The sequence below is a fragment of the Synechococcus sp. O70.2 genome (genome assembly GCF_047462135.1).
Classification (GTDB): Bacteria; Cyanobacteriota; Cyanobacteriia; order Thermostichales; family Thermostichaceae; genus Thermostichus.
In genome coordinates this window covers 21,543-43,711 of sequence record NZ_JANSIS010000001.1, presented here as the reverse complement: position 1 = coordinate 43,711, position 22,169 = coordinate 21,543, and the positions used below count along the sequence as shown (strand labels likewise).

The window sequence follows — 22,169 nt, the reverse complement described above, 5'->3', positions numbered from 1 at the left end:
AGGATAGTGGAATGAGGTTAACAATTCTCCACACCTCCGATCTCCACGCCAACCTGCATCCCTGGAACTACTTTACCGGGAGCCCTGCAGAGCACGGCCTAGCTAAGGTAGCCACCCTGATCAAGGAGGTGCGGGCTAGCAGCCAAGACCCGGTGTTGCTCATTGATAGCGGCGACACCATTCAGGGATCCCCCTTAGGCACCTACTACGCCCAGGTGGAGCGGGCCTCTCCTCACCCCATAGCCCAGGCTCTCAACGCCCTTGGCTACGATGCCTTCACGCCGGGCAATCACGACTTCAACTTTGGGCTGCAGGTGCTGCAGGATTTCGCCGCCGACCTCCGCTGTCCCACCCTCTGCGCCAATATTCTCCGCCACAACGGGGATCCCCTCTTCCAACCCTACGTCATCCGGGAAGTGGGCGGGATCCGCGTTGGCCTGTTGGGGCTGACCACTCCCCGCATCGACACCTGGGAGCGTCCCGACTACATCGCAGGGCTGCGCTTTGCCCCCCTGCTGGAAACGACCCAGCACTACCTGTCGCTGCTGCGGCCTCAGGTGGACGTGCTGGCGCTGATTTTGCACAGCGGCCCTGACCGGTTGCCCCCTCTGCGCACCCCCGAGGCCTGGCTTAGCCTGGAGCGCTCCGGCTGGGTGAGCAACAAGAGTCTGGCAGGGGAAAACGAGCTGCTGGCTTTGGCACAGCTTGAGGGCATCGATGTCATCCTTTCCGGCCATACCCATCAGACCATTGCGGGCTTAGGGGGAGCTAAGGCCCTGGTTGTCCAGCCCGGCTACTGGGGTAGCCACCTTTCCCAAGTTTCCCTAGAGCTGGAGCGCCACGGCAGTGGCTGGAAAGTGGTTCGCAAAACCGCCCAGTTGCTAGCTTCGGAAGGGATCCCGGCCGATCCCCAATTCCTAGCCCTCACCGAGCCCTACCACCAAGCTACCTTGCGCTACATCCGCCAGCCTATTGGCTATGCCTGCTGTGCCTATCGCGGCGGGCTGGCAGCCCGTTTGGGAGCCAATCCTCTAGCGGAGCTGCTGCATCAGGCCCAACTGCAGGCGGTGCGGGAGGCCGGCCTCTCGGCGGAGCTCTCTCTGGTTAACATCTGTAGCGATGCGGGGTTGGCGGCAGGCCCCATCTTCCTGCAAGACGCCTACAGCCTCACCGTCTACGACAACACCCTCTGCCTTCTGGAGATCACCGGCGACATTCTGCGGCGCGCTCTTGAGCAGACGGCTGGGTATTTTCGCCAGTTGGATCCCAAGCACCTGCCAGCCGATCCCAAGGCTGTCGTCGCCCCCGAGGCTCGCGGCTACACCTTCGACCTCTACCACGGTATCCACTATTGCTTTGACCTCACTCGGCCCGTGGGCGAGCGCCTGGTCAGCTTGCAATTTCGCGGCCAGCCGGTGCAGCCGGAGCAAACCTTTCGCCTAGCCATCAACCACTACCGCGCCGGTGGGGGCGGTGGCTACAGCATGTTCCAGGAAGCCCAAATGCTCTGGATCTCTGCCGAGAGCATCCGCGATTTTCTCGCTCGCCACATCCGCACCCATTCCCCCCTCCAGCCCATCTACAGCCACAACTGGCACCTCATCCCTAACTTGGCCGAGATCTACTTTCCCCAGAGCTTGAATCGATCCCAGGAGAGTCTGCTGGTGGGCTAGAGCCACTAACGCCACAACTGGCCGCTAGAGCAGCCGGTAGAATACGATCAGCATAGAGCCTGGTTTGGCTGAGTACCGCAGTGGTTCTGAGGCGCCAAACTTGGCAGTTGTGGCTACTGCTTGGTGCTTGTCCTTATGACTGCTGAAGAAAAGCAACCGATGCCCCCAGAAGAGACCTATCCTGAGATCCAGGAAGAAGAAATCAACGTGGAAGCAGAGCTGGAGAAGCTCATTTTGGAAGACCGTGAAGCAGAGGTCGGCACCTCCCCTAGCGAGGCTTCTCCAGATCTCAACGAGACCGTCAGGCAGCTCCAGCAGGAGTTGGAAATAACGCGCCAGAAACTGAAAGAGAAAGAAGACTCCTACATACGCCTTTACGCTGACTTTGAGAACTACCGGAAGCGTACTCAGCGAGAACAGGAGGAGCTTAGCCAAAGGGAACGACGGCGATTTGTGCTGGAGATCCTGCCGGTTGTAGATAGCTTTGAGCGGGCCCAGCAGCAGTTAAGGATCGAGACTGAGCGCGAGCGGGAACTGCACAACAGTTACCAGAGCGTCTATCGCCTACTGGTGGAGTCTTTGAAAAAAATGGGCGTATCCCGCATGAAATCAGTGGGCCAGCCCTTCGATCCCAGCCTGCACGAAGCCATAGCCCGCCAACCCAGCAGTGAGTACCCCGAAGATGTGATAGTTGCCGAATATCGGCCAGGCTACAAGCTGGGCGATGTGGTGATTCGCCATGCCATGGTAGCTGTCTCTGCGGGCAGTCCTAGCCCTGAGCCTTCTTCGCCAAGCGAGGGGGCCAACCCTCAACCCAGGGCTGAAGACACCCCTGATGCTTCCCAAACTGCTCCCAGTCCTTAGCAAAACTGCTTCCATGAACCTTGACCAGTAGAGCCTAACCTCCTTCAGAGAGCTACAGTGAAGGTGAAAGCACCACCTGAAGGTTTCTGGGGGACTCTGGGCAGAATGATTCGGTGGGATGGCGTTTGATGCGCGGGAAAAGGGGCTATGGGGAGAGTTGTCGGGATTGACCTGGGGACTACCAACAGCTGTGTGGCAGTCTTGGAGGGGGGTCAGCCCGTGGTGATTACCAATGCTGAGGGAGGGCGCACCACCCCTAGCATCGTCGGCTTTGCCAAGAACAATGTCCGCTTGGTGGGACAACTGGCCAAGCGCCAGGCCGTCACCAATGCAGAAAACACCATCTACAGCATCAAACGCTTTATTGGCCGCACCTTTGCTGAGACCGAAGAAGAGCGGAGGCGGGTTCCCTACAAGGTGATCCCTGGCCGGGACAACATGGTGGAGGTGGTGGCACAGGATCGCGCCTACACCCCCCAGGAGATCTCCGCCATGATCCTGCAAAAGCTAAAGGCCGACGCGGAGGCCTACCTAGGGGAGCCAGTGACCCAGGCCGTGATTACCGTCCCTGCCTACTTCACGGATGCCCAGCGCCAGGCTACCAAAGATGCCGGTACTATCGCGGGGCTGGAGGTGCTGCGCATCATCAACGAGCCGACAGCGGCAGCTCTCGCCTACGGGCTAGACAAGCAGGATCAGGATCTGCGCATCTTGGTCTTCGACCTGGGTGGGGGTACCTTCGATGTCTCTGTGTTGCAGGTGGGCGGCGGCGTGTTCGAGGTAAAAGCGACTGCTGGCAACAACCACTTGGGCGGGGATGACTTCGACCGGCGAATTGTGGATTGGCTCATCCGTCAGTTTCTCGAGACGGAAGGGATCGACCTTTCTCAAGATCGCATGGCCCTACAGCGGATGCGGGAGGCGGCGGAGAAAGCCAAAATCGAGCTCTCCAGCACCCAGGTTACCTTGATCAATTTGCCTTTTATCGCCGCCGACGACTCTGGGCCCAAGCACCTGGAAGTGGAGCTAACCCGCGCCAAGTTCGAAGAGCTGGTGCGAGATCTGGTAGAGGCCACCGTCGAGCCTACTTTCCAGGCCCTGCAGGATGCGGGCCTCTCCCCGGAGGACATCGACCGCGTGCTGCTGGTGGGAGGATCGACGCGGATCCCGGCTGTTCAGGAGAAAATTCGGCAAATCTTCAAAAAAAATCCAGATCGCTCTGTCAACCCCGACGAGGCAGTGGCCCTTGGCGCAGCCATCCAGGCAGGCGTGTTGGGCGGAGAGGTCAAAGACCTGCTCCTGCTGGACGTGATCCCCCTCTCCATTGGCGTGGAAACCTTGGGGGGGGTGTTCACCCGCATCATCGAGCGCAACACCACCATTCCCACCAGCAAAACCCAGATCTTCTCCACAGCCACTGACGGCCAGACAATGGTGGAAATTCACGTCCTGCAGGGGGAGCGGGCCATGGCTAAGGATAACAAGACCTTGGGCCGTTTTCAGCTAACTGGGATCCCGCCAGCCCCTCGCGGAGTGCCCCAGATTGAAGTCTCGTTTGATATCGATGCCAACGGTATCCTCAAAGTCTCAGCCCGCGAGAAGAGAACAGGGCTTGAGCAAAGCATCACGATCACCAACCACGGCGGCCTCAGCAGCAGTGAGATTGAGCGGATGCGCCGGGAAGCGGAACTCTACGCGGAAGAAGATCGCCGCCGGCGCCAGTTGGCGGAAGCCCGCAACCAGTCAGACAGCCTGCTCTACAACTACGAAAAGACACTGCAGGACCATGCTAGCCGCCTCAGTGAGGCCTGCCGCCAGCGGGGGGCCCAGGCAGCGGGCACATTGAGGGCACTGCTGTCAGATGATAACGTAGACTTAGCGACTTTGCAGAAGGCAATGGAAGAGCTGAGGGCAGCGCTGCTGGAGATGGGGAGCGAGATTTATGGCCCTTGCTGAGCAAAGTTGCCGTTAGGTCGTCTAGCCAGTTGTGTCTTCAGCGAGTTTGAGCTTTCTTTTTCTGAAGCGTTTCTATGGCCCGCGACTACTACGAAATCTTGGGGGTTAGCCGTGGTAGCTCCAAGGAGGAGATTAAGCGCGCCTATCGCCGGCTAGCTCGCAAGTACCACCCCGATGTCAACAAGGAGCCAGGGGCTGAGGATCGCTTCAAGGAGATCAACCGCGCCTATGAGGTGCTCTCCGATGACGAGCTAAGGGCCCGCTACGATCGCTATGGCGAGGCAGGGCTAAGCGGAGCAGCAGCCAGTGGGTTCCAGGATTTCGGTGGCATTGGCAGTTTTGCTGACCTGTTTGAGAGCTTTTTCACCAATTTTGCCGGAGCAGGGATCGGCTATGCCCGTAGCCGCCAAGGGCCGGTGCGGGGGGATGATTTGCGTTTTGACCTGAAGCTGGAGTTTCTTGAAGCCATCTTCGGGGGCGAAAAGCAAATCCGCATCAGCCACCTGGAAACCTGTCCTGTCTGCGGGGGCAGCGGCGCTAAACCGGGCAGGGGTATGAAAGCCTGTCCCACTTGTGGCGGCATTGGCCAGGTGCGACGGGCCACCCGAACGCCCTTTGGCAGTTTTACCCAGGTCTCCACTTGTCCCACCTGCGGAGGAAGCGGCCAGGTGCTGGAGGAGCCCTGCTCCCACTGCAACGGAGAGGGAGTGATCCAGACTACCAAGAAGCTGCGCATCAACATCCCTGCCGGCGTGGACAGCGGCACCCGTTTGCGGGTTGCAGGCGAAGGAGACGCCGGTCGGCGTGGCGGCCCGCCAGGAGATCTCTATGTCTACCTGTCGGTCGAGCCGGATCCCGACTTTCAGCGGGATGGCCTCACCATTCTCTCCGAGGTGCGGGTGAGCTACCTGCAAGCTATCTTGGGAGCCAAAGTCTCAGTGCCCACGGTAGACTCAAAAGCCGGCCTAGAGGAAGAAACGGAGCTAGTCATCCCCCCTGGATCCCAGCCAGGCACGGTGCTGGTTTTGGAGGGCAAGGGGGTGCCGCGTCTTGGCAACCCAGCGGTGCGGGGTGACCACAAAGTCACGCTGGTGGTGGAGATCCCCACCCGCCTCAGCGCAGAAGAGCGAGAGTTGCTCCTACGCTTGGCTGAGCTGCATGGAGAACGCACCAACAAGCGGGATGGCTTCTTGAGCGGGCTGTTGCGTGGGCTAGCCCAAATGCCTGGCCATCGGGAGCGGGAGGAGGAATGATGGCAGAGGCAGTTCCCCCCCAAGACGTAAAGCTGGTTCTGGATCAGCGCGGGATCCCCTGTCCGCTCAACTACGTGCGCGCTAAGTTGCGCCTAGAACGCATGGCCCCAGGGGAGCTGCTGGAGCTGTGGCTGGATGCAGGGGAGCCCCTGGAGCAGGTGCCCAAGAGCTTGACGATGGCGGGCCATTCCATTGAAGGGCAACAAGCGGCGCCCGAGGGATATTACATCCTCTGGGTACGCCGTGGGGACTTGGCATGAGCCACCAGAGGGAGGGGCAGGGATCCACTTGCACCGGCTGGGTGCGAGCTGCCCAGGCCAACTTTTATCGCGTGCGCATCGATCCCGAGCTGGCTGCCCTCTTTCCCGAGATCGAGGGGCATTTCCCCGCCCAAAAGCCGCTGCCGGCAGAGCTCCTCTGCACAGCGCGGGCCAAGCTCAAAAAAGGGGGACAGCAGGTGATGGTGGGAGACTGGGTGGAGGTTAGCCTGCCCCCAGCAGCTGCTCCTCTTTGGCCAGAGCGGGGGGCGATTGAGGCCATTCTGCCGCGGCGAACTCAGCTGTCGCGGCCGGCCATTGCCAACGTGACCCAGGTCCTGGTGGTGGTGGCTCTGGCGGATCCGGAGCCTGACCCCGACGCCCTCAGCCGTCTGCTGGTGCAAGCAGAGGCCAGCCACCTGCGGATTCAGGTGGTGTTCAACAAGTGTGACTGTGTCGAAGCGGCGGTAGCCGAGGAGTGGCGGCAGCGTTCGCAGCGGTGGGGGTATGAGCCGCTGTTGGTCAGTGCCCTGACTGAGGCCGGGATCCCCGAGCTCCGCCGTCGTTGTCGGGATCAGATCTCCGTGGTAGCCGGCCCCTCGGGGGTAGGCAAGTCCAGCTTGCTCAACCGGCTGCTGCCAGGTGTTCAGCTGGCCACCCAAGCGGTGTCAGAGAAGCTGCGCCAGGGGCGGCACACCACTCGCCACGTGGAGCTGTTCCCTCTGCCAGAAGGCGGTTGGATTGCCGATTCGCCGGGGTTCAATGCTGGCGAAGGGATCCCGCCGGTTTCGCCTCAGCAGCTAATCCACTGCTTTCCGGAGGTGCGGGAGCGACTGGGCACCTGCCAGTTTCGCGATTGCCTGCACGATCGGGAGCCGGGTTGTGGGCTGCGGGAGCTGGACTGGGAGCGGCGAGCGTTCTACCTGCAGCTTTTACACGAACTCCAGGAAGCGCAAGCGGCAAGTTTCAAGCCAAGCGGGGAAAGACATCACTTTCCCTGCCGCAAGCAGAGCCGTCAGATCCTAACCAATCCCGAACTCGACTGGCAGGAGGATTGAGGCAGCCTCTGCCGCAGCCAAGGTTATTGTCTCCGCCGCTGGCTTCATGATGTGATGATGGTGGTACCTCTTGGGCCATGCTCCTCCAGAAACAGCCTAAGCCTAAAGCTCTCGCGTAGCAGCTCTTATGGCTCTCTCGGATCCCCTTGGCCTTGTTGTGCAGGCGGTGCAGCAGGGCGGGTATGCAGACCGGGTGAAAAAGCTGGTTTACTTCACTTGCACCCGCACTTGGACCAACGACGCCAGCAAGCTGAGCGAGGAGGAGCTGAGGGCCCTGTTGGAGCAGCTCTGCCGCGAGCATGCGACCCTTGAGGACCTGGGCCAGCGTTTTCGCGACGCCATCCATTGCCTTAACAAAAAGGCCGAGTACGCCCGCGTCGCCAAACTGCTGCTGAGCAAGCTCCAGCCCCTCTACCAGCCTTCTCAGCTACCCCAAAGGGATCCCAGCAGCTCAGCCAGGGAGGATCCTCCGCTGGAGTACGGCGGCCTACACCTGCACAAGCAGGCCTACGATCCGTTTGAGCTGCGGGCTGGGCTGATGCAGCAGACCAGTCCTCTGCGGGCCAAGCTGGTTCTGTTTACAGCTCTGTACCACAAGCTAGAGCCCACAGGGCAAGGGTTGGCGACCCTGAGGCGCTATAGCCTCGACGAATTGCTCAAGGCCCTCTACGAAGCCTGCAACTCCCCCCAGGAGCTAGAGGCGCAGCTGCAGCAGGCGGTGCGGCAACTCCAGGAACCTGAGCAAGATGCCCAGGCAGCCAATGCCCTGCTGCAGATGTTGCAGCCCCTCTACGCTTATGTGCCCCTAGAAACGGTTGCCGGCGGGGGGCTGGCTGCCGAAACCCCCACTGCTGATCTCGACTGGCTAAAAGGGGAAAGTGCGGCTGGGGGGGTGGAGTCCAGTGGCATGAGCTGGCTGGAGCCGGAACTTTCCCTAGCTGGCCCTCCTGCCATCGCAGCCCAAGAGCTCCCAGAGCCCTGCCGCCAACTGCTGCAGCGCAGCGCCGGATCCCTGATGGTTACCCTCGAGAACACCCTAAGCGACTTGGGCAATGCCCTGGACGAGATCCTGCAGGACGAGGATCCAGCCCAATACCTCACCCTCAAGCACCAGGTGCTGCGCGGCTTTCTCAAAGACTTTGAGGGATCCGCCGCCTTGTTTAGAGGGATCCTTGAAAAACTGGAGCAATCCGAGTGGCGCTTGTTAAGGCCGACAGAAGAAGGGGTCGAGACGCCACCTCAGCCAGGAGATCCCTATGCGGCCCTGCGGCAGGTGCTGGCCAATAGCGATCTGGCCCAGCAGAAGCCTCACTTGCAGCAAGAGGTCATGCGCTTGGTGCGGCGCAGCAGTGGCACGCTCAAAGCCGCCATTGAAAATGCTCTGAGCGGGTTGGGACAAGCCTTAGAGGAGCAGTTGCAGAGCCATCCTCTCGAGGAGGCCCTAGTTCTCAAGTACCAGACCTTGCGCGCCTTTTTGCAGGAAATCGAGGCAATCTCGACCAAGTTCACCACCTTCCTAGCGCGCATGGAGGAGGCGGAGCGCCGTCTGTTTGGCCTGGCCTGAGAGTCGGACCTCTTAAAATGGCTGCTAGGAGCGGACCAGCCTGCTATGGATGCTAAAGATCTGCTCCGGCTGTACCGAGGGGGTCGCACTTCCTTCGTAGGCGAGAACCTGGCCGCCCTTGACCTCAGCCGAGCCGATTTAATTGGGATAGACCTCTCCCAGGCCAACCTGCAGAGAGCCAGCTTCATCTTTGCCTACTTGGGGCGAGCCAAGCTAAGCAAAGCCAACCTGGTGGGAGCCGACCTCAGTGGAGCCAACCTCAACCAGGCCGACTTGAGCGAGGCAGATCTCAGGGACGCTCAACTGCACGGTGCCACCTTGCAAGGGGCGGACTTGCACCGAGCCAACCTGAGGCTGGCCCTGTTGATTGACGCCAACCTCATCGATGCCGATCTCCGCTGGGCCGACTTGACCAGCGCCAACCTGGAGGGGGCTTGCCTGCGTGGAGCCAATTTCCGCTACGAGAGCCGCCGAGGGGCGGTGTTGCGCAGCGCCAACCTCAGCCGCGCTGATCTTAGGGGGGCCAACCTATCGGGAGCAGATCTGACGCGGGCCAATCTCAGCAGGGCCAACCTCAAAGAGGCTAGTCTAGTTGGGGCGCACTTGCAGGGGGCCAACCTGCACCAAGCCTGCTTGCAGGGAGCCATCCTCAGCAACGCTGATCTAAGGGAGGTTTGCTGTTTGGGCGCAAACTTGCAAGGGGCGCAGATGGGAAAGGCCAATTTGAAGGAGGCGAAGCTTAGCCAGGCCAACTTGGCAGAAGCCAACCTTAGCGAGGCAACTCTAGAGGGGGCCGATCTTTCTGCTGCCTGTCTGTGCTCGGCCAAGCTGGCGCGGGCGGATCTGAGTCGAGCCAATCTGGCTGGAGCTGATCTGCGGTCTGCCAACCTTGTGGACGCCTACTTGGGTCGCACCAACCTAGAAAATGCTGATCTCAGCAACGCCCTCCTCACGCGCGCCGATCTGAGCACGGCCAACCTCAAGGGGGCCAACTTGCGTGGAGCCACGCTTCCCGATGGGCGAACTGGCTAAGGCGGGGATCCGCCCCGCTAAAGGTGAGGTTTTCCGCTGTCTGAGGGGCATGGCAACCGCTACTCTACCAGGGGAGGGGTGGGAGCAGAGGGATCCGTGAACAGCCGCCGATTTCTGTCCCTGCTGGAGGCCCTTTGGGCTGAGCTGCCCCTGCCAGAATGGTTGCCGGGGGCAGGGGGGCGCGTCTGGCAGCAGGCGGTGGCTGCGCTGCTGCGGCTATGGCAGGAGGTGGGTCAATTTGGCGTGGTTATCGGCGGGCCGGTACCCTGGTGGCCTTTTTGGATGATAGGGGATCCGCCCTCCCTAGAGGCGTTGCCATGCCGCCCCGGAGAGCTTGCGCGGGAGACCCCCTGGCTGTTTACGCCGAATTTGCCGCCGGAGTCTATCCCAGCTCCTGGCCACACCGTGATCCCTCTCTTGCCCCAGGATCCACTGGTGGAGGAGCCATTTCTGCTGCTGCTTACGCCTGCTTTTGCCGTGATAGCCGTCCAGGGGTACCACCCCCACACCCGCCAAAGGGGAATGATGCTCTCTTTCGAGCCGGAAGTGGTGCGGCGGGCCTGGCAGAACTTGGAGGAACGGGTGCAGCAGAGCAAACCCGAGCAGCTAGCCGCTTGGCGGGAGCTGGCTCTCCACTACCCCCTGACCAAGCCTCCTGGGCGGGTGCTGGCTCGCTTTAGCAGCTTTCTCCTGCTGGGTTCACTCGCTGAGGCGGGATCCCCGCCTGCCCGCCTGCCTCCCGCCAGAACCGGAGGGGAAAGCCGGGCAGCCCGACCCAAAGAAAAGTCGCAGAAGCCCCCTTCCGCTGTGGAAGCAGACGCCCGCATCCCTACCGCGCCAAGCTCCCAGAGCAGCCTCTCGGAGGCGGAGCTATTGCGAGCTCTCATCCACGAGATCCAGACTCCCCTCAGCACCATCCGCACCCTGGCCAGTCTCATCCTGAAGCAGCAGGACCTGCCACCGCGGGTGCGGGAATACGTGGAAAAGATTGACCGCGAATGTACCGAGCAAATCAACCGCTTCAGCCTCTTTTTCCAAGCCACTGAGACAGTGATGCCCCCTGCTGGGAAAGGGGAGGGGCGCCGACTGCAACTGGAGCCGATTGCGCTGGTGGATCTGGTGCGGCAAAACCTGCCGCGCTGGCAAGACCAGGTAGAGCGGCGGGGATCCCGCTTGGAGTTGGAGATCCCTGCCGAGCTGCCCGATGTGGTCAGCGATCCCAAGGCCCTGGAAGCGGTGCTATTTGGAATCATCGACCGCCTGGCCCGCAGTACCCCCGCTGGCAGCCACATCCGCGCCCAATTGCTCAGCGCTGGCGAGCTGGTGAAGCTGCAGTTTCAGGTAAACACCCCCGAGGGGAGTGACACCTCTAGCTTGGAACTCAAGTCCCCTCAAGCAATTGGCCAGTTGCTGGTGGTGCAGCCAGACACTGGGGCCATTAGCCTCAGCCTGCCAGTGGCCCAAACCCTGTTCCGGGCCTTGGGGGGCTATCTCACTGTGCGCCACCGGGCTCGGCAAGGGGAAATTCTCAACATCTACTTACCCCGCCAGCTCTAGTCCGGATCCCAGGCTCGAGGAGATAGGGCTAGGATCCGTTTATGTGCCCCAGGAGAGCCGAGAGGGGGGATCCATGCCAGCAAGAAAAAAAGTTGCCCAGCCCCAGCCAGAGCCTGAGCCTGCCTACAAGGCCAGGGCTGCCAGCCCAGGGGAAAGGATCACGCTGCCTGTTCAGCAGCTTTCCACCCTCATCCACCAGATGCGCAACCCAATCACGACCTTGAACATGCTGGCCAAGCTGCTGCAAAAGCACTTGCCCCCTGAAGATCGCAACCACTGGATTGGGCTCAGTATCGAAAAAGAGTGTAAGCGCCTGCAAGACCTGCTGGGCGAGTTCGAGCGCCTGGATGGAGTTCCAGGCCCCCTGCAGCTCCGACCCCTCGCCCTAACTGACTTGCTCCAGGAGTGGATCCCTCTCTACCAAGCCCTGGCAGAGACCCAGGGGCATCGCTTCCAAGCCGTTTTGCCCTCCTCGCTGCCCCCAGTTCAGGTGGATCCCCGGGCTCTGCGCCAGGTGTTGGACAACCTCATCGACAACGCCTGCAAATATACCCCTCCGCCAGGCACCATCCAGCTTAGGGTGGAGGTTAGGCCTGCAGAGGAAGAGGCCAACGGCCCCGCTCAGCAGGAGGTGTGGATTGCCGTCTGTGACAGCGGCCCCGGCATCCATCCCGAAAACCTGGAGCGGATCTTCGATCCGTTTTTTCGCGCCGATCTCACCAAGCCCGGGCAGGGTCTGGGGTTGGCCATCAGCCGCGACTTGGCTACCCAAATGGGAGGAGATCTCCAGGTGGAAAGTTCCCCCCAGGGCTCCTGCTTCCGCCTCCGCTTGCCCCAAGCCTCCTAGAGGTTAAACCTCTGCAAAACCTTGAAAGCTAGCCAGGAGTTGTACAATGGCCCCTTCTGACCACGCCAAACCCGAAACCGCCACCGGCAAATCGGCCCGCATCCTGCTGGTGGATGACGAGCCGGGTCTGCGGGAAGCGGTGCAAGCCTACCTCGAGGACAGCGGCTTCGAGGTGATCCCGGCTGCCAACGCCCAACAGGCTCTGCAACTGCTCAGCACGGCCCAGCCCCAGCTAATCATCTCTGACATCATGATGCCGGGCATGGATGGCTACCAATTTTTGGCGCAATTGCGAAAACTCGAGCCCTACAGCCATCTGCCGGTGGTATTCCTCACCGCCAAAGGGATGACCGCCGACCGCATCCAGGGCTACCGGGCCGGCGTCGATGCCTACTTGCCCAAGCCCTTCGATCCAGAAGAGCTGGTGGCCATTGTCTCCAATCTCATTGAGCGCTCCCGCGCGGCTAGCCTCTCGGAAGTGGTGGCCCGCGAGCTGGCCTCGATTCGCGCCCTGTTGTCGGAGCGTACCCTGGCTGCCGCTCCTCCTCCCCAGCCCTCTGCCCCTACCTCCTTGCCTCCACCCATCAAGGTAGAGCTGACGCCACGAGAACAGCAGGTGCTGGAGAAGGTGGCGGAGGGGTTGATGAACAAGGAGATCGCCAAGCAACTGCAGACCAGCGTGCGCAATGTGGAAAAATACGTCACCCGCCTCTTGAACAAGACGGGCACCAGCAGCCGCACGGAGCTGGTGCGCTACGCCCTCACCTACGGCCTGATCCGGTTGTAGTCCGCTTCCGTTACTTGCGCTCCCGCCTCCTGAACCAGCCGATCCCCAGCCCAGGCTTGCAGCTCCTTCGCCTCTTCCGGTTTGGTGGAAAAGGCCAGCGCCAGGGGCGCCGACGGAGGAACCAGCGCTGTCTCTGGCAGAACATCGTCAGGAAGCCTGAGCTGACAGGATCCCAGAAGCCAAGAGCTTCCAACCACAATCAAGAGAGGGGGAGAGTTTGGGGACGAAACTGGAGACGAAGCTGAGGCTGCGTGATAGCTACTCAGGCAGCTAGTGGTTGTAGCCAATCGCAGCACTTGGGCAGAGGCCCACGAAGCCAAGTTCTTAAGTAGAAGTTGCGCCTAGCACCATCTTCCCTTTAGCCTTAGCAAACCGAAGCGCATGGAATACTTGCCCCGTGCGCTACCGACGAGATTGGAATAGTGAGTATCCGAAGAGGTAGTTCTACCTTCCCTAGGAGTCCTCCCTTTTCCAAAAGTTGAAACCCTTGCTATGCTTGGGCAGAGTCACTTTCTCCGCCTGTAGGGAAGAGCACTAGAGGTTACTAGCTGTGACACAAGCCAAGAACTTCGAGCAGTTAGGAGCTTTATTTTGGCAAGGATCTTACTCTGACTTTTTTGCCCAAGCTGAGCAAGAAGGTATCCCTTCAATTCTCCTGGAGACCATTGCTCTATCCATTGCCCCTGAGTTTGCGGAAAGGTATGGGGGTGGATCTCCGGAAGGATTGCTGTGGCCACAGGCAAGGCGATTTTTGCAGGTTCTTTCGATTGTCTATCAGCCTGTTGCAGAACGCATGCGGCAGGAAGCCTTGAAACTGCCTGCACGCGACTACCAGCGACTCCAGCTCCTGGGACACAGCCTTGACTACTTCGCCAAAGCTGGGGAAGAGGATTCTGTGTGGCTGGTGTTAAAACAAATCCTAGCAGATTGGCCACCAGATACTTTTGTCAACTCTCTTTACAATCCTCAAATGGGAGAGGAGGTGGCGCGCCTGTGGCTATTCCAGATTACTCGATATCTTTACGACCTCTTTCAAGACGAACCTGATGCCTTTTCATCTCAAGTTAGTTCCCTCTATCATTTCTACCATCGAGAAGCTGCTGTTGCTTATAGTCATTGGGTCGGTCAACAACGAAAAAATGACTCTGCTCAGCCAGAGTGGTACATCCCACCAGAGATTCGACTGGATGAACCTTTCGGGACAGCTCTTGCAGAAATCTGCAGGGATTCTTCTCTGCAAGTGGTAGTCGAGATAGGAGCAAGTAGTGGCGAGGGATCGACAGATGTTTTGCGATATGCTCTTCCCAAATCTGCTCGTATTTACAGCATAGAAGCTCATCCTGAGCGCTACAGGGAGCTGGCTAAGAGGGTAAGCGAGGATCCCCGCTGCATTCCCATTCACGCTGCTGCCCAACCTAGGATTGCTACAGTGGAGGAGGTGGAAGAATGGTTGGAATCTGGCTCTAGCATTTGGACTCCCTATGGCCGAGAGCAGGCTTTACAGTGGCGTCAGAGGGATGAAGATTTACTCAAGTCTGTTCCCACAGATGGGGCAAGCCAAGTTCCCAATCCCGATCTTCTTCTCATCGACGGTGGCGAGTTTACAGGCTGGTACGACCTGCAAGCTTTTTTAGAGCGGGGTGCTCGTCCCAAGTATATTGCCTTGGATGATATCCTTGCTTTTAAGAATAGCCGCGCCTTGAGGGAGCTTCCTAGCTGTGGCTACCGACTCATTCGCTGGGGAAATGCCCGCAACGGCTTTGCCATCTTTAAGGATATTAAAGCTACCCTTCCTATTCATTTCTTCACCATTGTATTGGATGGACAACCCTACATTGAGCGCCACTACTCTGTCCTCTGTCAGTTGGATAGGTTAGGGATCCCCTGGCAATGGGTGGTGGTTGAGGGCGTTGCTGCCTTGCGGCATGACACAGGGTGGAGTTTGGCCAACGGTGGCCGGATCCCTGAGGAGTATGCTCAAGGGCACAGCTTAGATGGCACAGTTGAATACTTGAGAGACTTGGCGGCCAAGGATACCCGTGTTCGGCTGGTTCAGAAGCCTGATGGCCAGTTTTGGGATGGCAAAATCGAAATGGTCAGGGCAGCTCAGCCTGATTATCCCTGCTTGCTGTGGCAGTTGGATGCTGATGAGATTTGGACAGCTGAACAAATCCGACGGGTGCATCGACGATTTGAAGCAGACCCCAGTTTAGAGGCAGCTCAGTTCTACTGTCGCTACTTTGTGGGCCCCAATCTTGTGTTGGACAACAAAGGCAAGTGGGGCAACAACCCTCAGATGGAGTGGTGGCGAGTTTGGAGGTGGGATCCCACCGAGTGTGAGTGGCAAACTCACGAGCCGCCCATATTAACCCGAAATGGACAGGTTCCTAAGAAGGTTTTGACTGCAGACCAAGCAGAAGCAGAGGGCTTAGTGTTTGACCACTATGCCTATGCGTTGCGAAAACAGGTGGAGTTTAAGGAGTCCTACTACGGCTATCAAGGGGCCGTAAAAGCCTGGGAAGAGCTGCAAAAAGCGGAAAAGCCCTGCTCGCTGCAGCCCTTTTTCCCCTGGGCATACGGGGATCCCTTAGTGGTAGAGGTGCGGGAGCGCCTTCACTTGTTTGTGGATGGAGTGTTCTTCCAATTTGCCCAAAGTGGTATTGCCACGGTTTGGCGCAACCTACTGCGAGAATTGCCCCGCTTTGGGATTCGCGTTACTTTCTACGATCGGGGCGGCATAGGAGAGCTACCCCAAGGTGTGGAGAGAATGCAGGGGCATCCCTTTAGCTACGCCTACTGGGATGATCCTGAGTTGCGGCAAGCCTTTGCTTGGTCGGGGGCGGACGTTTTTATGAGCACTTACTATACCTATCTAGCTCCTGACGTTCCTCAGGTGCTCCTGCTGCATGACATGATCCCAGAGCTACTGGGTTGGGATCTGTCAGACCCCATGTGGCGCCAAAAGCACGCCGCCCTTGAAGTAGCCACTCGCATCATAGCAGTTAGCCAAAACACGGCCCGTGACCTCCTTCGCCTAACTGGGAAAGAGGCGGTGGTAGCTCACCCCGGAGTTGACACCAGTGTGTTCAAGCCGGATCCCTCGGCTACCCCCAAACACTGGCTACTCATTCAATGCTCGCAAGGAACCTACAAACGACACGAGTTGTTCTTCGAGGCTTATCAGCAGTGGTCTTACAAGCCCTTTCCTGTCCTTTGCACCTATGGGTCGTTTGTTCCAGAGACCTACCGGCAAGCTGCAGCTCCTCAGCCTGTCTTCAGCGCTCGCCTAGATCTACAGGGCATGGTTCATGCCTACCAGAATGCTGTAGCTCTGGTTTACCCAAGTGCCTATGAAGGATTTGGGCTACCGGTATTGGAGGCCATGGCCTGTGGAACCCCTGTCATCATCTATCCCAACTCTGCCTTGGTGGAAGCGGGAGGAGATGCTGCGTTCTACGTAGAAGATTCCCTGGCAGATACCATGGCTCAGGTTTTGGATCCGAAGCTGCGCGCTGAAAAAATCAGCAAAGGCTTGGAGTGGGTCAAGTCTTTTACCTGGGAGCGCATGGCCAGAACGGTTCAGGAAGTCTTGCACTCTGCTGTGAGGCGATGAATTACTTGGGTCGGGCGCGGGCGACCAGCTTATCCACATACTCGTTCCAGCGCAGACCCCGATGGGCTGGGATCCAGACCACCCGCACCTGAGGGCACTCCTGCTTGAGTTGATATAACTCCTCAACCAGATCCAAGTTTTCCACTGGCCCTGTGCGCCGCCGCCATCCCTGGGCTGCCCAGCGCTCCATCCAATTGTTGTAAGTCTGCACGCAAAGGTGGGAGTCGCTGTAGATGGTCTCTACCGCGTTGCCCGGCGTATCCCGGCAGTATTGCAAGGCCCGAATGAGGCCGGTCAATTCCATGCGGTTGTTGGTGCTGGCGGGATCCCCTCCCCAAAACTCTTCCACAACCTGGTTGTCTCGAACCACCACTACCGCCCATCCCCCTGGTCCTGGGTTGGGAGAACAGCCCCCATCGGTAAAGATGCCGCTGTGGGGACACGCAACTAGCTGAGGAGGCTGAGCTACTGAGGCCTTGCCTGGCTGGGAGCTCTTAGCCATAAGTGGAAAAGCGCAGGACAGCTTTTCTAGGCGCCCGACACCGACGCTAAGGGTTGTGTCAAGCCCAAGCGAGCGTAAAGGCGAGAAAAGTCAAAGTTTGCTGACATGAGTTCCTGGATACAGCGGACTTGCACCTCCTCGTGCAGGGGGATTTGGCCGAAAAGCCGTTCGATGCGGTTAATGGTAGTGAAGGTATCCAGATCTACCGAGAGGATCGGCACTTCCAACTCCTCTGCCCGCGAGCGAACGCGGGGATCAAGAGGTAGCTTACCGGTCAAGATCAGGCAGAGGGTAGAAGTCTCCAGGGCAGCCAGTTGAATGTCGGTGCGATCGCCGCCGGTGATGACTGCCTTGTGTTCCAGGTTGCGGAAATATTTTAGGGCAGCGTTGACGTTCATCGCTCCCACGGCGATGTTTTCTACCATCAAATCCATCCGATCCGGACAGCAGAGCACCTCCGCTTCCAGTTGCCACGCCAGCTTGCCGACGCTGACGCTGCGCAAAATGCGATGGGAGGGCAAAATGCCCAGAACCGGGATCCCTCGCGCTTCCAGAAAAGGTCGGACGACGACCTGGGCTGGCCCCATTTGGTCGGGCGGCACATCGTTGAGCAACACGCCGCACAGGTGGGATCCCAGTTGGCGGTGGGCAAAGAGAAGAGCATCGACCGCCGAAGGGGAACGGTAGCGGCTGACCAGCAGCACTGGGGCATTCAGAGCTTGGGCCATTTTGGCCAAGGAGAGGCCGAACACCTCTCCCTCGTAGAGATCGGCTGGGCCCTCTAGCAGAACCAAATCCGCAGGGGATGCCTTGACAAACTCCAGCAGAGAGGCAACCGAGCGAGCTGAATCCGGAGGAGACTGCCGCAGGTGAGCCAGCAAAGCTGCTTCGTCGAGCTGAAGGAGCATGGGGGGCATCTGGCTCAGCCGCAGGGTTTCTGCTATAAAGCGCACATCCGGATCCATTCCTCTGTCGCCTGTTCCGAGCGGCTTCCCATAGGCAACTTTCGCCCCCTGCTGCTGCAGATGCTTAGCCAAACCCAAGATGGCTGATGACTTGCCGCTGCAAGGCTCCGTCGATCCGATAAGGAGGAACTTAGACACGCAGAGCTCCTGAGAGGTCAGGGACACCAAGGGTGTGGCTGAAGCCACTTGTTTTGTTACTCAGTCTAACGGAAACGGCTTGGGGAAAAGCTTGCTTCAGGGCTGCTTCCCATCCCAACTACAAGCTAAGACGCCTCCTCTTCCTTCAAGTTCCCCAGGGCCGAGAGCAAGAGATCAGCCAATTAAGATCGCCTCTTCGGGGTAGGTCACCAGCGGACGGGGCTGCTGTTGGGCCAGAGCCAAGACAATGGTCAGCGCCCCCAGCCGGCCCCAGAACATCACCAAGACGATGAGCAGTTGGCCGAAGAGGTTGAGCTCTCCCGTGAACCCCGTCGAGAGGCCACAGGTAGCAAAAGCAGAAATAACCTCGAAGAGCACCGGCTCCAGCCTGCTGTTGTGGTGGGTAATTAAGATCAGCCAAGTTGCCAATAGCACCACGAACAGGGAGACCGTCAGCACTGCTGCTGCCTTACGCACCATCGAGGGATCCAAACTGCGCCCGGCAATCTGAGCGCTGGGCAAGCCGCGGGCGTAGCCCCACAAGGCCAGCACCAATACCGCTAGGGTGCCAGTGGTGGTGCCGCCTCCCATCGAGGCCGGTGCCGCGCCGATAAACATCAGCGTCATCAGCAGCAACTGGCTTGCTGGTGTCAAGTCCTCAATCGGGATCCCGGCAAACCCAGCAGTGCGGGCCGAAACCGACTGAAAAAACGCCAGGCCCAGGCGGCGAGGCCAACTCAGCTCGCGCAGGGAGCCGCCAGGCAAACTCTCGGCCAAGAACATCCCCAAGCCGCCTGTGCAGAGCAGAACCACCACCACAACCAGAGTGATGCGGGTGTGCAAAGAGGGGCGGTGGCCCCGCGGCCAGGTCAACAAATCCGACAAAACCGGGATGCCCAGGCCGCCGATAAAAATGAGAGTGCCCAAGATCGCCAGCGACAGTCCATCGGTGGGGATCCCCTCTTGCCCAAATAGGTCAAACCCAGCATTGCAAAAAGCAGAGACGGCGTGAAAAATTGCCAGAAAAACCGCCCGACCCGGGCCATAGAGATCCCGCCAGTGCACCCAGAGCAGCAAGGCCCCCCCCAGCTCAATGAGGGTAACCCCGATCAGCACCCGCCGCGTCAATTCCAGGATTGCCCCCGGATCGATCAGGCCCAGGGAGTTGCAGAGGGCCAGGCGATTGAGCAGGGAAATGCGCCGCCCAAGCAGCTGAAACACCACCACCGCCACCACCATGAAGCCTACCCCGCCAATTTGGATGAGGAGCAGCAGCAGGATCTGGCCTAGGAAAGTGAGATCCTCTGCCGCCACAATCGTCGAGAGCCCCGTCACGCTCAGGGCCGATGTGGCCGTGAATAGGGCCTCATTCCAGCTCAAGGGATCCCCCCGGCCGACCCCCGGCAGCTTAAGCAGCAAAGTCCCCACCACTACCAACAGGCCCAGTCCGGCCACCAACCGTGATGGCGGTGGCAGCGGGCGACGCCTGTCTCCAAAAAAGAGCCGCTGTAAGGGGTTGGCCAGTAGCCGAGACTGAGAAGAAAAGCGGGGGGAACTCCAGCGCTCAGCCCCCTCCGGTTGCAACGGCGGGACGCGGCCCTCTCTCATCGAACCTTTACCCCTACATCTCATTCAGCCGCGAGATGTTGGTGTTGGCCCCCAGCACCACCAGCAGATCTCCCTTCTCCAGAACATAGTCTGCTGGCGGCGAGACCACCAGCGACTGTTTTCGCTTCACGACTAGAACCGTGATGCCAAAGCGGCGGCGCAAGTCCGACTCCGCCAGCGTATGACCCACCAGGGCCTCCGGCACCTCCAGCTCAGTAATGCCGTAGCCGGGCTCCAGCTCCAGTTGATCCAGGATCCCTGGTGCTGTTAGCACCTGCGCCAAGCGCCGCCCTGCCTCCTGCTCCGGCAGCACCACCCGATCTGCCCCTACTCGCAGGAGAATCGAGCGCTGCCGCTCCGTGGAAGCCTTGCAGATAACATTGCGTACCCCCAGACTCTTGAGGGCTACCGTCGTCAGCAAATTGCTCTCGAAATCGCTACCAATGGCCACCACCACCGTGTCAAAGGAGGGAATATCCACCGCCCGCAGGGCGTCTTCATCGGTGGAATCCAGCGCCACCACCTGCGTCAGCTGGTCCGCCAGGCGCTGCACGATCTCGCGGCTGCGGTCAATCCCCAAAACGTTATGCCCTCGCTCCATCAGCGTGAGGGCCAAACTTGTGCCAAAGCGCCCCAGCCCAATTACCGCATACTCTCGCTCTGCCCGCCCCATCCACCCCCTGAGCCTTTCTGCCAAAACCAGCCATCGATCATAAGCCATGCAGCCGGGCTCGGCAGAGCTGTCATCTTAGGCAGACTCCGGCTTGGGCAAGGTGGAGGGGTGGGGGATCAACTCGCCCGTAGAGCGACGCTCCACCATCTCGGCGGTAATACGCACGTGCTTGATGTCGCGCCGCGAGGGAACCTCGTACATCACATCCAGCATCAGCTCTTCCACAATCGCCCGCAGCGCCCGTGCCCCGGTTTTGCGGCGGTAGGCCTCCTTGGCAATGGCAGAAATGGCAGCTGGCTCAAACTCCAGCTCCACTCCGTCCATGCGCAACAGCTTCTGGGCCTGCTTGAGGATGGCATTTTTAGGCTGCGTCAAGATGGCCTCGAGGGCCTTCTCGTCCAGGGGATCCAGCGTAGCCACCACTGGCAGCCGCCCGATGAACTCTGGGATCATGCCGTACTTGATCAAATCCTCCGGCTCCAGCGCCTTGAGAGCATCGGCTAGGCGTTGCTCGCGAGTAACCGCTGGTTGATCCCCTGGCTTGATGAACCCCACCGATCTTTTGCCAATGCGCTGCTCGATGATCTTCTCTAGGCCGACAAAAGCCCCTCCACAGATGAAGAGAATGTTGGAGGTATCCACTTGAATGCAATCTTGGTAGGGGTGCTTGCGACCTCCCTGCGGAGGCACGTTGGCAATAGTCCCCTCAAGCATCTTCAGCAGGGCCTGCTGGACGCCTTCCCCGGAAACGTCGCGAGTAATGGAGGGGTTTTCGCTCTTGCGGGCAATCTTGTCGATTTCATCGATGTAGACAATGCCGCGCTGGGCTTGCTCCACATCCATGTCGGCCACCTGCAGCAGGCGCAGTAGGATGTTTTCCACATCCTCCCCCACATAGCCAGCTTCTGTGAGGGTTGTGGCATCGGCAACGGCAAAAGGCACATCCAGCAGGCGGGCCAGGGTCTCAGCCAAGAGGGTCTTGCCAGATCCAGTAGGACCAATGAGAAGGATATTGGACTTTTGCAGCTCCACCTCCTCCAGCTCTGCCAACCCAGCGCTGCCAGGATTGGCTTTGGCAGCTAGCCGCTTGTAGTGGTTGTAGACTGCTACCGATAAGATCTTCTTGGCCTTTTCCTGGCCAATCACGTACTGGTCGAGATAGCGCACAATCTCCCGCGGCTTAGGCAACTGAGCCAAAGAAGGCAAGCCGCGCGGGGGCTTTTTAGGAGCTTCCCGCCGTCTGGCAGCAGGAGCTGAGGCTGGCGAGCTGTTGCCGTTGTAGAGCTCCTCCTCCAGAATTTCGTTGCACAGCTCCACACATTCGTCGCAGATGTAGACCCCTGGCCCTGCAATCAGCTTGCGTACCTGATCCTGAGACTTGTTGCAGAAGGAACACCGCAATTGGGAGTCATGCTTGGCCATGGGATCCTCGTCGCTGTTGGCTGTTGAAGTAGGTACCCGAAAAAGCGGCTTGCCTTCCCTCGCCGCAGGGTGAGATGAATTGGCTAGAAAGGCAAATAACCTGGTGAGCCAAGTATTCCTAGTCTAACACTTCCATTGCCAGGGATCCCTCCTAGCGCTGCCTGGCTTGAGCTTACCTTAGAGGGGGAAAAGCCCATAGGAAAACCGCTCGACTTAACGCCGAGCGGCGGATGGTGTGAGGAGTGAACGGAAACATGCGTCTCCGCTACTTCTATGATAGGAGAATATCGCCGGCTGCTGCCAAGGGGACTGGCGGGGAAGAAGAGGGCTCTGCACTGTTCCTGAGCAAGGCCAAGGCAGGTCTTGACACGTGTCTATTGCATCCAAAAGGGGAAGGGAC

17 protein-coding genes are annotated in these 22,169 nt (G+C 59.4%); 12 read left to right on the top strand and 5 right to left on the bottom strand.

All coding sequences use genetic code 11. The features are described from left to right. Nucleotides 1-11: 11 nt before the first annotated feature. From NW812_RS00185 to NW812_RS00130, 12 genes are all read left to right on the top strand, one after another. The gene (locus NW812_RS00185) at nucleotides 12-1,673 is read left to right on the top strand and encodes a bifunctional metallophosphatase/5'-nucleotidase (RefSeq protein ID WP_414393000.1); all 1,662 of its coding nucleotides are present in this window, start codon (nucleotides 12-14) and stop codon (nucleotides 1,671-1,673) included. A 135-nt stretch (nucleotides 1,674-1,808) separates the two neighbouring features. Further along, entirely contained in the window at nucleotides 1,809-2,537 is a 729-nt protein-coding gene (gene grpE / locus NW812_RS00180; RefSeq protein ID WP_414392998.1) for a nucleotide exchange factor GrpE, read from the top strand. 147 nt (nucleotides 2,538-2,684) lie between these two features. After that, a complete protein-coding gene (dnaK, locus tag NW812_RS00175; protein WP_414392996.1) occupies nucleotides 2,685-4,493 on the top strand; it encodes a molecular chaperone DnaK in 1,809 nt (602 codons plus the stop codon). 74 nt (nucleotides 4,494-4,567) lie between these two features. Beyond that, a complete protein-coding gene (gene dnaJ, locus NW812_RS00170) occupies nucleotides 4,568-5,746 on the top strand; it encodes a molecular chaperone DnaJ (protein ID WP_414392994.1) in 1,179 nt (392 codons plus the stop codon). Continuing rightward, entirely contained in the window at nucleotides 5,743-6,006 is a 264-nt protein-coding gene (locus NW812_RS00165) for a sulfurtransferase TusA family protein (protein WP_414392992.1), read from the top strand. The genes dnaJ and NW812_RS00165 overlap by 4 nt, the downstream gene beginning before the upstream one ends. After that, a complete protein-coding gene (gene rsgA / locus NW812_RS00160; RefSeq protein WP_414392990.1) occupies nucleotides 6,003-7,061 on the top strand; it encodes a ribosome small subunit-dependent GTPase A in 1,059 nt (352 codons plus the stop codon). The genes NW812_RS00165 and rsgA overlap by 4 nt, the downstream gene beginning before the upstream one ends. A gap of 127 nt (nucleotides 7,062-7,188) precedes the next feature. Further along, the gene (locus NW812_RS00155) at nucleotides 7,189-8,625 is read left to right on the top strand and encodes a hypothetical protein (protein WP_414392988.1); all 1,437 of its coding nucleotides are present in this window, start codon (nucleotides 7,189-7,191) and stop codon (nucleotides 8,623-8,625) included. A 45-nt stretch (nucleotides 8,626-8,670) separates the two neighbouring features. Further along, entirely contained in the window at nucleotides 8,671-9,657 is a 987-nt protein-coding gene (locus NW812_RS00150) for a pentapeptide repeat-containing protein (RefSeq protein ID WP_414392987.1), read from the top strand. A 96-nt stretch (nucleotides 9,658-9,753) separates the two neighbouring features. Beyond that, the gene (locus NW812_RS00145; RefSeq protein WP_414392985.1) at nucleotides 9,754-11,214 is read left to right on the top strand and encodes a sensor histidine kinase; all 1,461 of its coding nucleotides are present in this window, start codon (nucleotides 9,754-9,756) and stop codon (nucleotides 11,212-11,214) included. Nucleotides 11,215-11,287: 73 nt separating this feature from the next. After that, nucleotides 11,288-12,061, top strand: a complete 774-nt coding sequence (locus tag NW812_RS00140) for a sensor histidine kinase (RefSeq protein ID WP_414392983.1) — start codon at nucleotides 11,288-11,290, stop codon at nucleotides 12,059-12,061. Nucleotides 12,062-12,107: 46 nt separating this feature from the next. Then, nucleotides 12,108-12,848 (top strand): response regulator, encoded by a 741-nt coding sequence (locus NW812_RS00135; RefSeq protein WP_414392981.1) that lies wholly within the window; start codon nucleotides 12,108-12,110, stop codon nucleotides 12,846-12,848. 550 nt (nucleotides 12,849-13,398) lie between these two features. Continuing rightward, a complete protein-coding gene (locus NW812_RS00130) occupies nucleotides 13,399-16,461 on the top strand; it encodes a glycosyltransferase (protein ID WP_414392979.1) in 3,063 nt (1,020 codons plus the stop codon). A 1-nt stretch (nucleotide 16,462) separates the two neighbouring features. Here NW812_RS00130 and NW812_RS00125 read toward each other — a convergent pair whose 3' ends face one another. From NW812_RS00125 to clpX, 5 genes are all read right to left on the bottom strand, one after another. Next, on the bottom strand, nucleotides 16,463-16,963 hold the full coding sequence (locus NW812_RS00125) for a ribonuclease H family protein (protein ID WP_414392978.1): 501 nt from the start codon (nucleotides 16,961-16,963) through the stop codon (nucleotides 16,463-16,465). Between the two features lie 26 nt (nucleotides 16,964-16,989). Continuing rightward, the gene (locus tag NW812_RS00120; RefSeq protein WP_414392976.1) at nucleotides 16,990-18,066 is read right to left on the bottom strand and encodes a phosphotransacetylase family protein; all 1,077 of its coding nucleotides are present in this window, start codon (nucleotides 18,064-18,066) and stop codon (nucleotides 16,990-16,992) included. Between the two features lie 174 nt (nucleotides 18,067-18,240). Next, nucleotides 18,241-19,674, bottom strand: coding sequence for a TrkH family potassium uptake protein (locus tag NW812_RS00115; protein ID WP_414392975.1), 1,434 nt, complete (start codon nucleotides 19,672-19,674; stop codon nucleotides 18,241-18,243). 13 nt (nucleotides 19,675-19,687) lie between these two features. After that, a complete protein-coding gene (locus NW812_RS00110) occupies nucleotides 19,688-20,395 on the bottom strand; it encodes a potassium channel family protein (RefSeq protein WP_414392973.1) in 708 nt (235 codons plus the stop codon). Nucleotides 20,396-20,422: 27 nt separating this feature from the next. After that, nucleotides 20,423-21,769 (bottom strand): ATP-dependent protease ATP-binding subunit ClpX, encoded by a 1,347-nt coding sequence (gene clpX, locus NW812_RS00105; RefSeq protein ID WP_414392971.1) that lies wholly within the window; start codon nucleotides 21,767-21,769, stop codon nucleotides 20,423-20,425. Between the last annotated feature and the right edge of the window lie 400 nt (nucleotides 21,770-22,169).

Coding starts and splice junctions, on each gene's coding strand:
- NW812_RS00185 (WP_414393000.1), top strand. CDS start 12: ATGAGGTTAACAATTCTCCACACCTCCGATCTCCACGCCAACCTGCAT.
- grpE (WP_414392998.1), top strand. CDS start 1,809: ATGACTGCTGAAGAAAAGCAACCGATGCCCCCAGAAGAGACCTATCCT.
- dnaK (WP_414392996.1), top strand. CDS start 2,685: ATGGGGAGAGTTGTCGGGATTGACCTGGGGACTACCAACAGCTGTGTG.
- dnaJ (WP_414392994.1), top strand. CDS start 4,568: ATGGCCCGCGACTACTACGAAATCTTGGGGGTTAGCCGTGGTAGCTCC.
- NW812_RS00165 (WP_414392992.1), top strand. CDS start 5,743: ATGATGGCAGAGGCAGTTCCCCCCCAAGACGTAAAGCTGGTTCTGGAT.
- rsgA (WP_414392990.1), top strand. CDS start 6,003: ATGAGCCACCAGAGGGAGGGGCAGGGATCCACTTGCACCGGCTGGGTG.
- NW812_RS00155 (WP_414392988.1), top strand. CDS start 7,189: ATGGCTCTCTCGGATCCCCTTGGCCTTGTTGTGCAGGCGGTGCAGCAG.
- NW812_RS00150 (WP_414392987.1), top strand. CDS start 8,671: ATGGATGCTAAAGATCTGCTCCGGCTGTACCGAGGGGGTCGCACTTCC.
- NW812_RS00140 (WP_414392983.1), top strand. CDS start 11,288: ATGCCAGCAAGAAAAAAAGTTGCCCAGCCCCAGCCAGAGCCTGAGCCT.
- NW812_RS00135 (WP_414392981.1), top strand. CDS start 12,108: ATGGCCCCTTCTGACCACGCCAAACCCGAAACCGCCACCGGCAAATCG.
- NW812_RS00125 (WP_414392978.1), bottom strand. CDS start 16,963: ATGGCTAAGAGCTCCCAGCCAGGCAAGGCCTCAGTAGCTCAGCCTCCT.
- NW812_RS00115 (WP_414392975.1), bottom strand. CDS start 19,674: ATGAGAGAGGGCCGCGTCCCGCCGTTGCAACCGGAGGGGGCTGAGCGC.
- NW812_RS00110 (WP_414392973.1), bottom strand. CDS start 20,395: ATGGCTTATGATCGATGGCTGGTTTTGGCAGAAAGGCTCAGGGGGTGG.
- clpX (WP_414392971.1), bottom strand. CDS start 21,769: ATGGCCAAGCATGACTCCCAATTGCGGTGTTCCTTCTGCAACAAGTCT.